Raw genomic sequence first — 14,653 nt, 5'->3', positions numbered from 1 at the left:
CTGGAGATGACATGGCATTCCGGCTCATGTCCGGCGGCTTTCGCCGCCGGAGGCCGGATCGATCAGACGGCGCGCAGGAGCACGTGCTTCTTCTTGCCGAAGGACAGCTTGATCACGCCCTCGGCGGTCACGTCGGACAGGCTCAAGGTGCCGCGCTCGTCCGAGACGATCTGGTCGTTCACCTTCAGGCCGCCGCTCTTCACCTGCCGGCGCGCCTCGCTCGAGGACGGTACGAGCTTCGCATAATCGGGGCCGAAGGCCGTCAAGACGCCGAGGCCGCCTTCTAGGACGCTGGACGCGATCTCGACGGTCGGCAGGCTCTCCGCCAGCGTACCCTGCTCGAAGGTCTTCTGCGCCGTCTCGGCGGCCAGTTCCGCAGCCTCACGGCCATGGAGCAGGGCGGTGGCTTCCGTCGCCAGGACCTTCTTCGCTTCGTTGATCTCGGCTCCTTGCAGGGCGGAGAGCTTGGCGATCTCGCCCATCGGCAGGATGGTGAAGAGCCTCAGGAAGCGCGGAACGTCCGCATCCTCGGTGTTGCGCCAGAACTGCCAGTAATCGTAGGGGCTCAGCATGTCGGCGTTGAGCCAGACGGCCCCGGAGGCCGTCTTGCCCATCTTGGCGCCGGACGCCGTCGTCAGAAGAGGGCAGGTGACGGCATAGAGCTGCGGCGTGCCGAGGCGGCGGCCGAGATCGATGCCGTTGACGATGTTGCCCCATTGGTCCGAGCCGCCCATCTGCAGGACGCAGCCGTAGCGCTTGTTGAGCTCCACGAAGTCGTAGGCCTGGAGGATCATGTAGTTGAATTCCAGGAACGACAGCTCGTGTTCCCGGTCGAGGCGCAGCTTCACGCTGTCGAAGGACAACATGCGGTTGACCGAGAAGTGCCGGCCCACGTCGCGCAGGAACTCGATGTAGTTGAGTTTGGTCAGCCACTCGGCGTTGTCGGCCATCATGGCGTCGGTCTTGCCCTCCCCGAAGCTAATGAAGCGGGAGAACACCGTTCTGATGCTCTCCTTGTTGGCCTCGATCTGCTCCACGGTCAGGAGCTTGCGGCTCTCGTCCTTGCCGGATGGATCGCCCACCCGGGTCGTCCCGCCGCCCATCAGCGTGATCGGCTTGCCGGCTCCGGTCTTCTGCAACCAGTGCAGCATCATGATTGAGAGAAGATGCCCCACATGGAGCGACGGGCCGGTGCAGTCGTAGCCCACATAGGTGGTCAGGCGATTCTCGAGCGCAGCCGCGTCGATCCCTTCGAAATCCGAGGTCTGGTGAATGAAGCCCCGCTCCGTCAGGACCTTCAGAAATTCCGATTTCGGTACGTTCATCGCATCTCTCGTCTGGGGCGATCACAGGTGGCGAAGCCTGTAGCAGGTTCGTGCATTCATTTCATCCCTATCGCGCACAACGCCAGGTGGCATGTCGCGAACAAACTTCGCCGAATGAGTAGCTTGACAGTAACAGTTCAGAGATAAACAATGTTATTACATGACGTATCCGATGGAGGGCTGCATGTGTTGTCTCTGCTTGTCGAACGGTCAAGGCCCCTCCTGGTCGAGCTTCGGTCATGGGATGCCAGGATCCATTCCCGATGGAGTGGTTCAAACCGTGCTCTCCATGGGACAGGGCTCCGTGGGGACGTCGTTCCAGCCGTATGACATCTATGCCAGCATGGCGGCGGGATCACCCTTGAGCGATGCGTGGGATTGGGCATCCGGCAAGGTCGGCGACCTCTACGATACCGTCTACAACTGGGTATCGGATAATGTCTCTCGATCGCCGATCGGTATCTTTTCCATCCTTGCGAGTGCCGCTCCCTACGCCATGTCGGGGGTGAGGTTCAACGTCCCGGCCGGGGTCGATAGCGATGTCCTGGGCATTCTGTCCGGTTCACAATGGAATAGCACGGAGATCACTTATAGCCTGCCGGATTCCCGTGGCGACTACCAATGGGTCAATCCGAGCGCGAACGGCTATCGACCCCTGACCTTCGAAACTGAGCAGGCGGTTCGCTACGCCCTTGAAGGCTACAGTCCCTATTCGGGGGGACCGAAGATGGGATTGTCGTCGGTCGAAGGGGTGACCAATCTCTCACTGAGTTATGCGGGTCGCGACGGCGGAACCCTCCAAATTGCCGGTTTCAACCCAAATGAGCTCATCAACCGCAGTCACGGCTATTATCCTGGTGTTCCAGTCTATGGTGGCGACGTTTGGCTGGAGCGGAACAGCGGGTTGCCGGGGACCTATAGCTATATGCTCGTCCTGCATGAGCTTGGTCACTCTCTTGGTCTCAAGCACCCTCACGATTCAGGCGGCACATTGCCCACCATGAGCGGCGAGCACGATTCGCCGGAATACACGGTCATGTCCTATGGCAATACGTGGGACAATCCGCAAACCTACATGCAATATGACATCGCCGCGCTGCAGGAAATGTATGGGGCCGACTTCACGACCAACGGCGGCAATACCGTTTACTTGTGGTCCCCGGAAACAGGCGAAGCGTTCGTCAACGGCATCGGGCAGGGTGCGCCCGTGACCAACAAAATCTTCATGACCATCTGGGACGGCGGCGGAAACGACACCTACGATCTATCGAATTATTCTGGCGACCAAACGATTGATCTCGCGCCTGGCGGCTGTATCAAATTCTCTCAGACTCAGCTCGGGATGAAGACCTCCACGAGCTTCGTGCGCGGCAATGTCTACAACGCCTTCCAATACCGCGGCGACCCACGGTCCTTGATCGAGAATGCCATCGGCGGATCGGGTCATGACAGCATCAAAGGCAATGTGGCAAGCAACATGCTCGATGGTGGCGCCGGCAATGACGGCCTGTCGGGCGCTTCCGGCGATGATACGATCCTTGGAGGTGCCGGCCACGACTGGCTCGACGGCGGAACCGGGGCTGACCTGATGGATGGCGGCGAGGGCTGGGACGTGGCCTCGTACCAGAGTGCCACGAGCGGCATCACGGTCGACCTCACCAGCAACGCCAACAGCGGCGCGGCCGCCGGCGACAGGATCCTCAACGTCGAGGTGCTGCAGGGCTCGAACCACGCCGACCGGCTCACCGGGCTCGATCGCAGCAACGGCAGCGGCGTCCAGCTCTACGGCGAGGGCGGCGACGACGGCCTCACCGGCAAGGGCGGCGGCGATGCCCTGTTCGGCGGCGCCGGCAACGACTGGCTCGACGGCGGCCCGGGCGGCGACCTCCTCGACGGCGGCGCCGGCTGGGACGTGCTCTCGTACCAGAGCGCCACGGGCGGCGTGGTGGTTGACCTGACCGGCAACCAGAACGGCGGCGCGGCGGCGGGGGATCAGGTCTCGAACATCGAGGTGCTGCAGGGCTCGAACTACGCCGACACGCTCACGAGTGTTGATCGCGGCGGCGGCTCGGGGGCGCAGCTCTACGGTGAGGGCGGCAACGACACGCTCACCGGCAAGGCAGGCGGCGACTACCTGTTCGGGGGCTCAGGCGGCGACTGGCTCGACGGCGGCTTCGGCTGCGACGTGCTCAGCGGCGGGGCGGGGGCGGACACGTTCCGGTTCAGCACGGGCCTGGGTGCGGGCAACGTGGACACGATCCAGGACTTCTCGGCCGCGGAGGGCGACCGGATCGTGCTCAGCCGCAACGTGTTCATGGACGTGGGTTCAGGGGCTCTCTCGAGCGCCTCTTTCAGCCTGGGCGCGGCCACGAGCTTCGATCACCACATCCTGTACGTCCAGTCCACCGGCGAGCTGTTCTACGACGTCGACGGCTCGGGCGGCGTGGCAGCAATCAAGTTCGCGATGCTCGCCGCCGGGACCACTCTCAGCGCGGCGAACTTCCTCGTCATGTAGGCCACTGCGCACTAGGTACGAGACAATTGGCTCGAAGCCGATTTGGTATGAAAAGGCGCAGCATCGGCTGCGCCTTTTCATTCGCAGGAATACTTGGTCCCATCGATGTCCCGAGACGAGAACGACCTGATGATTGCCCGCTGCAAAGTCCCACCATGCACGCTCGCCTGTTCATCATGTATGCGCTCTGGCACGTGACGGATCCTGTCGCAATGTTATCGCAATCGACTTCCTGATCTGGTAAGCCAAGCGCTTGGCCCGCAGGCGGCGGTGAGGTTTGCCAAAGTCGAGAGATGAACTGGCGACTGGACGCTGCCGCTGAAAGGCAGCAGATCATGAAAACAGAAAAAGGCGCGACCGAAGGGTCGCGCCTTTTTGCTGATGGGACATCGATTGCTTCGTCAGCCGCTTATTCCCGTTGCCGGGCTCAAGTCTCAAGCCGCCTCTTCCGTGGTGCCGAGGCGCTTGTCGAGGTACTCGTCCACGGCCACCATCAGCTCGTCGACCCGACCGTCGAAGAAGTGGTTGGCGCCGTCGATCACGGCATGTTCGAGCTTCACGCCCTTCTGGGTCTTCACCTTCTCGATGACGCTGACCACGTCCTTCACCGGGGCGACCCGGTCCTCCGAGCCGTGCACGAAAAGTCCGGAGGACGGGCAGGGGGCGAGGAACGAGAAATCGTAGCGGTTCGCCATCGCGGCGATCGAGATGAAGCCTTCGATCTCAGGGCGGCGCATGAGGAGCTGCATGCCGATCCAGGCCCCGAAGGAGACGCCGGCGATCCAGCAGGCGCGGGCGTCCGGGTTCATGGCCTGGGCCCAGTCCAGGGCCGCTGCAGCGTCGGAGAGCTCACCCTGACCATGGTCGAAGGCTCCCTGGCTGCGGCCGACGCCGCGGAAGTTGAAGCGCAGGACCGAAAAGCCGCGCTTCACGAAGTCATAGTACAGGTTGTAGACGATCTGGTTGTTCATCGTCCCGCCGAATTGCGGGTGCGGGTGCAGGATGATGGCGATGGGAGCGCCCTTCTCCTTGGCAGGCTGGTAGCGTCCCTCGATGCGACCGGCAGGACCCGTGAAGATGACTTCAGGCATATACGCGAACCTCTTGAGCGCCCCTCCTGATGAAGGGGGAAAACGGCGGGCGACCTTGACTCCAGGCCGCGGTTCCTCATAAAAGAACCCTTAGAACCATTCTAAAGTGTTCCAATGTTTCATGAATCCGTGCATCGACGGGCATGGGGAGAAACATGGGACAGATGTGGTTGGGGTGCTTTAGCACGGCAACCAGGGTCGATTGCAAGAATTTCGTGAGGCTCCAAGCAGCTATGGCTCCCGGCCAGCGCACATATCTGGACCATAACGCGACCTCGCCCGTCCGGCCCGAGGTCGCCGAGGCTGTCCTGCGCGCGCTCCAGCTTCCGGGAAACGCCTCGTCGGTCCATGCGGAGGGTCGCGCCGCCCGGGCCGAGATCGAGAAGGCCCGCGAGAAGGTGGCGGGGCTCGTCGGTGCCAAGGCGAAGAACGTCGTGTTCACGAGCGGCGGGACCGAGGCGGCCAATCTCGTCCTGACCCCGGGCTTCCGCCGTTTGGGGCAGAAAGGGGCCGGGAGGCTCCTCGTCGGCGCGACTGAACACCCCTGTGTGCTCAAGGGTCACCGCTTCCCCTTCGAGGCGGTCGAAACCGTCCCTGTCGACCAGCATGGCGTCCTTGATCTGGCCTGGCTCAAGGCCCACTTGGGGAAAGCAGGCGACGAGCGGGTTCTGGTCTCGGTTCAGCTTGCCAACAACGAAACCGGCGTGGTGCAGCCCGTGTCCGACGCCGCCCGGCTGGTCCACGAGCATGGCGGACTGATCCACACCGATGCGGTTCAGGCGGCCGGCAAGATCCGGGTCGACATGGCCGAACTGGGCGTCGATGCGATGACGCTCTCCGCCCACAAGATCGGCGGTCCCAAGGGGACCGGGGCGGTGATTCTGGCCTCGGACCAGTTGGAGATCGCCGACAGGCTGCTCCGTGGCGGCGGCCAGGAGAAGGGTGTCCGGGCCGGCACCGAGAACGTGGCGGCCATTGCGGGCTTCGGGGCTGCAGCCGAGCTGGCTCTGGCCAGCCTGGAGCAGGAAGCCCGCCGTGTTCGGGCGCTGCGGGACGACGCCGAGGCGCGGGTCCGGCGGGTCGCGCCCGATGCACTTGTTGTGTCTTCCGCTGCGGAAAGGTTGCCTAATACCTTCGCCTTTGCCATACCCGGCCTCAGGGCCGAGACGGCGTTGATCGCCTTCGATCTGGCGGGGGTGGCCCTATCGTCCGGTTCGGCCTGCTCGTCCGGAAAGGTCAAGCGATCGCATGTGCTCGACGCCATGGGGGTCGAGCCCGCCCTGGCCGAGGGCGTTTTGCGTGTGAGTTTGGGGTGGACGACCACACAAGAGGACTTAATCCGCTTCGCGGAGGCGTGCGAACGGGTGGTCGGCACCTTATATAAGCGGAAGGCGAGCGCGGCCTGACAGACCGTATCGCGTTCCATGTCATCAACCCGCGGCCCTTGAAGCCGTGAGCGGTGGGAGAGACGAATGCCTGCAGTGCAGGAAACGATCGATCAGGTTCGTCTGATCGATGTCGATCAGTACAAGTACGGCTTCGAGACCGAAGTCGAGATGGAGAAGGCCCCGAAGGGGCTCTCCGAGGACGTGATCCGGTTCATCTCGGGCAAGAAGGGCGAGCCGGAGTGGATGCTCCAGTGGCGGCTCGACGCTTATAAGCGCTGGCTCACCATGAAAGAGCCGAACTGGGCGCGCGTGTCGTACGACAAGATCGACTATAACGACATCTACTACTATGCCGCGCCGAAGAAGAACCCGGCGCCGAAGTCCCTCGACGAGGTCGATCCCGAGATCCTCAAGACCTACGAGAAGCTTGGCATCCCGCTGCGGGAGCAGGAGATCCTGGCCGGCGTCGAGCCGGAGCGCCGGGTCGCCGTGGACGCGGTGTTCGACAGCGTGTCGGTCGCCACGACCTTCAAGGAGGAGCTTGCGAAGGCGGGCGTGATCTTCATGCCGATCTCCGAGGCGATCCGGGAATATCCGGACCTCGTGCGCCAGTATCTCGGCTCGGTCGTGCCAGTGACGGACAATTTCTTCGCCACCCTGAACTCGGCCGTCTTCACGGACGGTTCGTTCGTCTACATCCCGCCGGGCGTGCGCTGCCCGATGGAGCTGTCGACCTACTTCCGCATCAACGAGAAAAACACCGGCCAGTTCGAGCGGACGCTCATCATCGCCGACAAGGGCTCCTACGTGTCCTATCTCGAGGGCTGCACGGCTCCGAAGCGCGACGAGAACCAGCTCCACGCCGCCGTGGTCGAGCTGATCGCCCTCGACGATGCCGAGATCAAGTATTCGACGGTCCAGAACTGGTATCCGGGCGATGCCGAGGGCCGGGGAGGCATCTACAACTTCGTGACCAAGCGCGGCGATTGCCGCGGCAGGAACTCGGTCATCACCTGGACGCAGGTGGAGACGGGCTCCGCGATCACCTGGAAGTATCCGTCCTGCATCCTGCGCGGCGACAACTCGCGCGGAGAGTTCTACTCGATCGCCGTGTCGAACGGAAAGCAGCAGGTCGATTCCGGCACCAAGATGATCCATCTGGGCAAGAACACCACGAGCCGGATCATCTCGAAGGGAATCGCGGCGGGCAAGTCCGAGAACACCTATCGCGGCCTCGTGTCGGCTCACCGCAAGGCGACCGGCGCGCGCAACTTCACGAACTGCGACTCGCTCCTCATCGGCAACCAGTGCGGCGCGCACACGGTACCCTATATCGAGTCGAAGAACGCCACCGCGGTGTTCGAGCACGAGGCGACCACATCGAAGATCTCGGAAGATCAGATGTTCTACTGCCAGCAGCGCGGCCTCTCGGAAGAGGAGGCGACGGCGCTCATCGTGAACGGCTTCGTGAAGGACGTTCTGCAGCAGCTCCCCATGGAGTTCGCCGTCGAGGCGCAGAAGCTGATCTCGATCTCGCTGGAAGGCTCGGTCGGTTAATTCAGGAAACGGGACGTGGATGCCCAGGGCAGAAGGAAGCCCGGGCGCGACGCGATAGCTTCAAAGCCCGTCATGGCCGGACTCGATCCGGCCATCCACGCGCAAACAACGGAATATTCAGATGCTCGAAATCAAGAACTTGGTCGTCCAGATCGAGGACAAGCGCATTCTCAATGGCCTCAACCTCACGGTGAATAAGGGTGAGGTCGCCGCCATCATGGGGCCCAACGGCTCGGGCAAGTCGACCCTGTCCTACGTGATCGCCGGCAAGGAGGACTACGAGGTCCTTGACGGCGAGATCCTGCTCGACGGCCAGAACCTGCTCGAGATGGAGCCGGACCAGCGCGCCGCCGCTGGCGTGTTCCTGGCCTTCCAGTATCCGCTGGAGATCCCCGGGGTCGCTTCGATGACGTTCCTGAAGGCCACCCTCAACGCCCAGCGCAAGGCGCGCGGCGAGCAGGAGCTGACCACGCCGGACTTCATCAAGCGCGTCAACGCCGCAGCCACCCAGCTCGAAATCCCGAAGGACATGCTCAAGCGCGCCCTCAATGTCGGCTTCTCCGGCGGCGAGAAGAAGCGCATGGAGATCCTGCAGATGGCGCTGCTCCAGCCGTCCTTCTGCATCCTGGACGAGACGGATTCCGGCCTCGACATCGACGCGCTGCGCATCGTGTCCGAGGGCGTGAACGCGCTCCGCTCGCCCGACCGCGCCTTCCTGGTCATCACCCATTACCAGCGCCTCCTAAACCACATTGTGCCGGATACCGTGCACGTGATGCATGCGGGCCGCATCGTGAAGTCGGGCGGCAAGGAGCTGGCGCTCGAACTCGAGGCGAACGGCTACGCCGACTACCGCGAAACCGAGGCCGCGTAACATGGCTGACGTCACTCTCATGAAGACGCCGGCGGAAACTGCGCTGGCGCAGGCCTTCGAGAGCGCCAAGACGACGCTTCCCGGTACCGGGGAGTCGCGGGCTCAGGCCTTCGAGCAATTCAACTCGCGCGGTCTGCCGCACCGCCGGGTCGAGGATTTCAAGTACACCGACCTGCGGGCGCTCCTGCGCGAGATCGCGCCGTTCGCCGTCGCACCGTCAGCCGACGAGGCCAGATCCGCTCTCGAGGGCGCGAAGGCGCTCAAGGAAGTCGAGGCTCTGCAGGTTCCCTTCGTGAACGGTCACTTCGTTCGCGCCGCGGTGGACTTCCCCGGCCTACCGGACAACGTCGAGATCGTGCCCCTGGCTGAAGCGCTGACGAACGGCCACGACTGGCTGGCGCACTTAAGCCCGGTGCCGTGGGCGAACGATAACCCGGTCTATCAGCTGAACACCTCCTTCATGGCCGATGGGGTGATGATCCGGATCGCCGGTCCGGTCGACACGCCGGTCCATCTGCGCTTCGTGACGGCGGCGAACTCGGCCGTCGCCACGGCGACCCGCGTGCTCGTGGTCGTCGAGGAGGGCGCGTCCGTGACCCTGCTCGAAACGCACGAGAGCACCGACGGGGCCAACCATCAGCCGAACGACGTGGTCGAGGTGATCGCGGGCGACCGCACCAACGTTCAGCACGTGCGCGTCAACGCCGAGGGCGACAGGACGCTGGCTCTGTCCACCCTGGCGGTCAAGATCGGGGGCGACGCCGTCTTCAACAGCATCAACGTGGTGGCGGGCGCCGCAACCTCGCGGCACCAGGTTTTCGCCGTTCTGAACGGCGAGAGCACGAATCTGCGCGTCAACGGCGCGACGATGCTGAAGGGCTCCCAGCTCGGCGATTCGACCCTCGTGGTCGAGCACGGGGCTCCCCATTGCGAAAGCCGCGAGCTGTTCAAGACCGTGATCGACAACGAGGCGACCGGCGTCTTCCAGGGCAAGATCATCGTTCCGCATCATGCCCAGAAGACCGACGGCCGCATGATGTCGGCGGCGCTCCTCCTCGAGGAGGGCGGCTCCATGAACAACAAGCCAGAGCTCGAAATTTTCGCCGACGACGTGCAGTGCGCCCACGGGGCCACCTGCGGCCAGCTCGACGAGGATCTCCTGTTCTACCTCATGGCGCGCGGGCTGCCGAAGAAGGAAGCCGAAAGCCTCCTGGTGCAGGCCTTCCTGGGTGAGGCGCTGGAGTTCGTCGAGAACGAGCCCGCCCGCGAGGCGCTCGTCGAGACGGTCGAGAGCTGGCTGAAGGCTCGGGCGTAAAGGAACTCAACGCGTCATGGCCGGCCTCGTGCCGGCCATCCCGGTTCGGTGGGGCGCAGCGCGTCTCATCATCGGGATCACCGGCACGAGGCCGGCGATGACGGTGGTGGAGAGAAAACGGCAATGAACGCACCTGTGAAGCCATACGACGTCGAAGCCATCCGGGCGGAGTTCCCGATCCTGGCGCAAGAGGTCTATGGCAAGCCGCTGGTCTACCTGGACAACGCCGCGTCGGCCCAGAAGCCGCGCGCGGTGATCGACGCGATGGTCAACACGATGCAGACCGGCTACGCCAACGTTCATCGCGGCCTCCATCACATGGCGAACGTGGCGACCGAGGGGTTCGAGCGCGCGCGTGAAACCGTGCGGGACTTCCTCAACGCCGAGTCGGTCGACGAGATCGTCTTCACCAAATCGGCCACGGAAGCCTACAACCTCGTGGCGGATTCTTTCGGACGCCTCGGCATCGGGGAGGGCGACGAGATCATCCTCTCCATCATGGAGCACCATTCCAACATCGTGCCCTGGCACTTCCTGCGTGAGCGGAAGGGTGCGGTCATCAAATGGGCGCCGGTGGATGACGACGGCAACTTCCTCGTCGAGGAGTTCGAGAAGCTCTTCACGCCGCGGACCAAGATCGTCGCCATCACCCAGATGTCGAACGTGCTGGGCACCGTGACGCCCGCGAAGGAGATCGTTCGCATCGCCCACGCCCATGGCGTGCCGGTTCTGATCGACGGCGCCCAGGGAGCCGTGCACCTGCAGGTCGATGTGCGCGATCTGGACGCGGATTTCTACGTGTTCACCGGCCACAAGGTCTATGGGCCGACCGGCATAGGGGTTCTCTACGGCAAGCGCGAATGGCTCGCGAAGCTGCCGCCCTATTCGGGAGGAGGCGAGATGATCCGCGAGGTGCGCCAGGACGCGATCACCTACAACGACCCGCCGCACCGGTTCGAGGCGGGCACTCCCCCGATCATCGAGGCCATCGGCCTCGACGCGGCCCTGCGGTTCATGATTCAGCTCGGCCGTGAGAACATTCAGGCGCACGAGTCCGCGCTGTCGGCCTATGCCCACGAGCGCCTCGGCGCCATGAATTCGGTGCGCATCATCGGTCGCGCCAGGGGGAAGGGCGCGATCCTGGCCTTCGAGATGAAGAATGCGCACGCGCATGACGTCGCCACCGTCATCGACCGGCAGGGCGTGGCGGTTCGCGCGGGCACCCACTGCGCCATGCCGCTCCTGGAGCGTTTCGGCGCAACCTCGACCTGCCGCGCGTCCTTTGGCCTCTACAACACCATGCAAGAAGTCGATAAGCTGGCGGACGCCCTGCAGAAGGCGGAAGCCCTGTTCGCGTGAGGATTGACCTGTGAACGACCTATCTCCGACCAACGCGCCGCAGGTGTCTCCCGGCTCTGGGATCCCGCCGGAGGAACTCGACCGCATGACGGACGACATCGTCGCGGCGCTGAAAACCGTCTATGATCCCGAAATTCCGGCCGACATCTACGAGCTCGGCCTGATCTACCGGGTCGACATCGACGACGACCGCAACGTCGCCATCGACATGACCCTGACGGCCCCAGGCTGCCCCGTGGCCGGCGAGATGCCGGGCTGGGTGGAGAACGCCGTATCCACCGTCCAGGGGGTTCAGAGCGTCAAGGTCAGCATGGTGTTCGATCCGCCGTGGGACCAGAGCCGCATGTCCGACGAGGCCCGCGTCGCCCTCGACATGTGGTAACCCATCGGGTTCGCCTTTCGGATCTGTGTGTGATGGCCGGGCGCGTCCCGGCCATCTGCATTTCCGGGTTGCCAGGGCGTCACGTCCGGTTGATGGAGACGCCGCCGTCGACGAGGAGCGCCGTTCCGGTCGTGAAACTGGAGGCGTCCGAGGCAAGGTACAACGCCGATCGGGCGATCTCCTCGGGGCGCGCCCGGCGCTTCAGCGCGTGCAGGCCCTCGACGAAAGCCAGCGCCTCGGGCGTACCAACCCAGGCCTCCGCCAGGGGCGTATCGGTGCCCCCGGGCAGCAGGGCGTTCACGCGGACGCCTCTCGGCCCGAATTCGCTGGCAAGCGACTGCGTGAGCCCGATCAGCCCCGACTTGCTGGCCGCATAGGCGGCGACGCCCGGCATTCCGGCCGTGTAGCCGACGAAGGTCGAGGTGAAGATGAGAGAGCCTCCGCCCCGGTCGAGCATGGCCGGGATCTGGTACTTCGCCCCCAGGAAGGGCGCGGTGAGGTTGGTCGCCAGCGTCTCATTCCAGCCGGCGAGGGACAGGCCGGGCGTCGGGCCCATCTCGCCGTTCGTGCCCGCATTGTTGAAGGCGATGTCGAGCCCGCCGAAATGGTGGATCGCCGCGTGAACGAGTTTCTCGGCCAGAGCCTCGTCCCTGATGTCGCCGGCCACCGCGATGGCCCGTCCGCCGTCCCTCTCGATCTCGCCGACGAGCGCCTCGAGCGCGTCGGATCGCCGGGCCGTGACGATGACGTTCGCGCCCTCCTGGGCAAACAACCTGGCCGTCGCACGGCCAATCCCGGAGCTCGCGCCCGTCACGATGGCTGTCTTGTTCATGAGCGTGGTCACAGAAATCCCTTTCCCTTCATGAGCTGAGTGCTCGGGACCGGGATGACAGCTCGCGCTCCGGGGTCCGACCCGTTTCCTGCGCCCGATTTCTGTGACGTCACCGCTCCGGTTGGCGGGCGGGCTCGTGCAGGGGCTTCGGTTCCTGCGGGTGGTCGGGCGCAGCGGCAGGGTGGCGCTGCGGGGCGCTCTCGTCCTGATCGTCTTCGGCGATCTCGTCCGCCTCCTCGACGGAGGACAGCACAGGCTCGCGCAGGGCATCCGGAACGGCCGCGAACATGGCTCGGGCGATCTCCTGCTCGCCCATCACGACCCGTGTCGCGCCGTATTTCTCCACATGCTCCTCCTGCGCCTCGGAATGCACGCGCACGATGATCGGCAGGTCCGGACTGATCGTCCGGGCCTGCTCGACCACCTGGCCGCTTTCGAAGGCGTCCGGGATCGCGATGAGCAGGCAGCGTGCCGCCCTGATGTTGGCGGCTGCCGCCACCTCGGGATCGGCGGCGTTGCCCATGATGATCGTCTGGCCGTCCTTCTGCAGGTCGGCCACCTGGTTCTTGTCCATCTCGACCACCAGGAATGGCGTCCCCGAGGAGGCCAGCTTTCGACTGATGAACTTGCCGACCCGGCCGTGACCCACGAGCACCACGTGATCCGTCAGGGGCGTGACGGAGAGAGGTTCCTGGGCGGCGGCCGCGGCCGCCATTTCGGCCGCGAGGGCCTCCTTCTCGGCCGCAGCGGCATCCGCCGTCGCCTGCGCCCTTGCGGTTTCCTTTCTCGACGACCAGCGGTCGAGCAGGCTGAAGAGGAAGGGGTTCATCAGGATCGACAGGATGGCGCCGGCCAGGACCAGGTCGCGTCCCTTCTCGGGCATGAGCTGGAGTTCGACGCCCAGGCCCGCGAGGATGAAGGAGAATTCGCCGATCTGGGCGAGGCTCGCGGCAATCGTCAACGCGGTCGAGTTCGGGTGGCGGAAGAGCCGGACAATGGCGAAAGCAGCGAGTGACTTGCCGACGACGATGATCAGGAATGTCGCCAGAACCGGGCCAAAGTCGTTGATGAGGATCATCGGGTCGAACAGCATGCCGACCGAGACGAAGAACAGCACCGCGAAGGCATCGCGCAGGGGCAGGGTTTCCGACGCCGCCCGGTGGCTGAGCTCGGACTCGCTCAGGACCATCCCGGCGAAGAAGGCCCCGAGTGCGAATGACACGCCGAACAGCTCTGCCGCTCCGAAGGCTGCGCCGAGCGCGATGGCGAGGACCGCGAGGCGGAACAGTTCACGGGAGCCCGTATGGGCCACGTAGTGGAGAATCCACGGAATCACCCGGCGCCCGACGATCAGCATGATCGCCACGAAGGCCACGACCTTGCCGAGGGTGACTCCCAGCGAGATGACGATCGATTCGAGGTCGGCCGACGCGCTGGACGCGGCCTCCGCGAAGGCGGGCAGCAGCACGAGCGTCAGGACCATGGCCAGATCCTCGACGATCAGCCATCCGACGGCGATATGGCCGCGCTCGGTCTCGACGAGCCGGCGCTCCTGGAGGGCGCGCAGCAGCACCACGGTACTGGCCACCGAGAGCGCCAGCCCGAAGACGAGACCGGCGCCGATGCTCCAGCCCATGAGCCAGGCGAGCCCGATGCCGAGAGCGGTCGCGCTGGCGATCTGGACCACCGCGCCCGGAATCGCGATGGCCTTCACGGACAGGAGGTCCTTCAGGGAGAAATGAAGTCCGACCCCGAACATCAGGAGGATGACGCCGATCTCGGCGAGCTGGTTGGCCAGTCCCTGATCGGCCACGTAGCCGGGGGTGAAGGGGCCGGCGAGGACCCCCGCGAGGAGGTACCCGATGAGGGGGGAAAGACGGAAGCGGTGTGCTACAGCTCCAAGAGCGAATGCCAACACGAGGCCGACGACAATGGTTGATATCAGCGGCGTGTGATGCGGCATCTGCTCTCCTTGGACTGTGGCGGTGTTCGGGAATGGGGTAGACCCGATATGG

11 protein-coding genes are annotated in these 14,653 nt (G+C 64.5%); 7 read left to right on the top strand and 4 right to left on the bottom strand.

The window, feature by feature from the left end; genetic code table 11:
* Window positions 1-62: 62 nt before the first annotated feature.
* Window positions 63-1,325: a tyrosine--tRNA ligase gene (gene tyrS, locus HPT29_RS14620; RefSeq protein ID WP_173945916.1), complete on the bottom strand. Its 1,263-nt coding sequence runs from the start codon at window positions 1,323-1,325 to the stop codon at window positions 63-65.
* Between the two features lie 244 nt (window positions 1,326-1,569).
* Here tyrS and HPT29_RS28640 point away from each other — a divergent pair, with 244 nt between their 5' ends.
* Complete coding sequence (locus HPT29_RS28640; protein WP_285892590.1) at window positions 1,570-3,840, top strand: M10 family metallopeptidase; 2,271 nt, start codon at window positions 1,570-1,572, stop codon at window positions 3,838-3,840.
* Between the two features lie 434 nt (window positions 3,841-4,274).
* Here HPT29_RS28640 and HPT29_RS14605 read toward each other — a convergent pair whose 3' ends face one another.
* Window positions 4,275-4,931: an alpha/beta hydrolase gene (locus tag HPT29_RS14605; RefSeq protein WP_173945208.1), complete on the bottom strand. Its 657-nt coding sequence runs from the start codon at window positions 4,929-4,931 to the stop codon at window positions 4,275-4,277.
* A gap of 233 nt (window positions 4,932-5,164) precedes the next feature.
* Here HPT29_RS14605 and HPT29_RS14600 point away from each other — a divergent pair, with 233 nt between their 5' ends.
* From HPT29_RS14600 to HPT29_RS14575, 6 genes are all read left to right on the top strand, one after another.
* Complete coding sequence (locus HPT29_RS14600; protein WP_173945220.1) at window positions 5,165-6,337, top strand: cysteine desulfurase family protein; 1,173 nt, start codon at window positions 5,165-5,167, stop codon at window positions 6,335-6,337.
* Between the two features lie 66 nt (window positions 6,338-6,403).
* The gene (sufB, locus tag HPT29_RS14595) at window positions 6,404-7,876 is read left to right on the top strand and encodes a Fe-S cluster assembly protein SufB (protein ID WP_173945209.1); all 1,473 of its coding nucleotides are present in this window, start codon (window positions 6,404-6,406) and stop codon (window positions 7,874-7,876) included.
* A 121-nt stretch (window positions 7,877-7,997) separates the two neighbouring features.
* Window positions 7,998-8,750 (top strand): Fe-S cluster assembly ATPase SufC, encoded by a 753-nt coding sequence (gene sufC / locus HPT29_RS14590; protein ID WP_173945210.1) that lies wholly within the window; start codon window positions 7,998-8,000, stop codon window positions 8,748-8,750.
* A gap of 1 nt (window position 8,751) precedes the next feature.
* Window positions 8,752-10,065, top strand: a complete 1,314-nt coding sequence (gene sufD / locus HPT29_RS14585; protein ID WP_173945211.1) for a Fe-S cluster assembly protein SufD — start codon at window positions 8,752-8,754, stop codon at window positions 10,063-10,065.
* Window positions 10,066-10,188: 123 nt separating this feature from the next.
* Complete coding sequence (locus HPT29_RS14580; RefSeq protein WP_173945212.1) at window positions 10,189-11,424, top strand: cysteine desulfurase; 1,236 nt, start codon at window positions 10,189-10,191, stop codon at window positions 11,422-11,424.
* Window positions 11,425-11,509: 85 nt separating this feature from the next.
* Window positions 11,510-11,806 (top strand): SUF system Fe-S cluster assembly protein, encoded by a 297-nt coding sequence (locus tag HPT29_RS14575; RefSeq protein ID WP_371823118.1) that lies wholly within the window; start codon window positions 11,510-11,512, stop codon window positions 11,804-11,806.
* A gap of 79 nt (window positions 11,807-11,885) precedes the next feature.
* Here HPT29_RS14575 and HPT29_RS14570 read toward each other — a convergent pair whose 3' ends face one another.
* On the bottom strand, window positions 11,886-12,650 hold the full coding sequence (locus HPT29_RS14570) for an SDR family oxidoreductase (protein WP_173945214.1): 765 nt from the start codon (window positions 12,648-12,650) through the stop codon (window positions 11,886-11,888).
* Between the two features lie 97 nt (window positions 12,651-12,747).
* On the bottom strand, window positions 12,748-14,601 hold the full coding sequence (gene ybaL / locus HPT29_RS14565) for a YbaL family putative K(+) efflux transporter (RefSeq protein WP_173945215.1): 1,854 nt from the start codon (window positions 14,599-14,601) through the stop codon (window positions 12,748-12,750).
* Window positions 14,602-14,653 lie beyond the last annotated feature (52 nt).

This window comes from Microvirga terrae, from assembly GCF_013307435.2.
GTDB lineage: Bacteria > Pseudomonadota > Alphaproteobacteria > Rhizobiales > Beijerinckiaceae > Microvirga > Microvirga terrae.
Note: the sequence above shows the minus strand (reverse complement) of the source record. Positions and strands in the feature narration are given on the sequence as shown.

Coding starts and splice junctions, on each gene's coding strand:
- HPT29_RS14600 (WP_173945220.1), top strand. CDS start 5,165: ATGGCTCCCGGCCAGCGCACATATCTGGACCATAACGCGACCTCGCCC.
- sufC (WP_173945210.1), top strand. CDS start 7,998: ATGCTCGAAATCAAGAACTTGGTCGTCCAGATCGAGGACAAGCGCATT.
- HPT29_RS14580 (WP_173945212.1), top strand. CDS start 10,189: ATGAACGCACCTGTGAAGCCATACGACGTCGAAGCCATCCGGGCGGAG.
- HPT29_RS14575 (WP_371823118.1), top strand. CDS start 11,510: ATGACGGACGACATCGTCGCGGCGCTGAAAACCGTCTATGATCCCGAA.
- ybaL (WP_173945215.1), bottom strand. CDS start 14,601: ATGCCGCATCACACGCCGCTGATATCAACCATTGTCGTCGGCCTCGTG.
- sufB (WP_173945209.1), top strand. CDS start 6,404: ATGCCTGCAGTGCAGGAAACGATCGATCAGGTTCGTCTGATCGATGTC.
- tyrS (WP_173945916.1), bottom strand. CDS start 1,325: ATGAACGTACCGAAATCGGAATTTCTGAAGGTCCTGACGGAGCGGGGC.
- HPT29_RS14605 (WP_173945208.1), bottom strand. CDS start 4,931: ATGCCTGAAGTCATCTTCACGGGTCCTGCCGGTCGCATCGAGGGACGC.
- sufD (WP_173945211.1), top strand. CDS start 8,752: ATGGCTGACGTCACTCTCATGAAGACGCCGGCGGAAACTGCGCTGGCG.
- HPT29_RS28640 (WP_285892590.1), top strand. CDS start 1,570: ATGCCAGGATCCATTCCCGATGGAGTGGTTCAAACCGTGCTCTCCATG.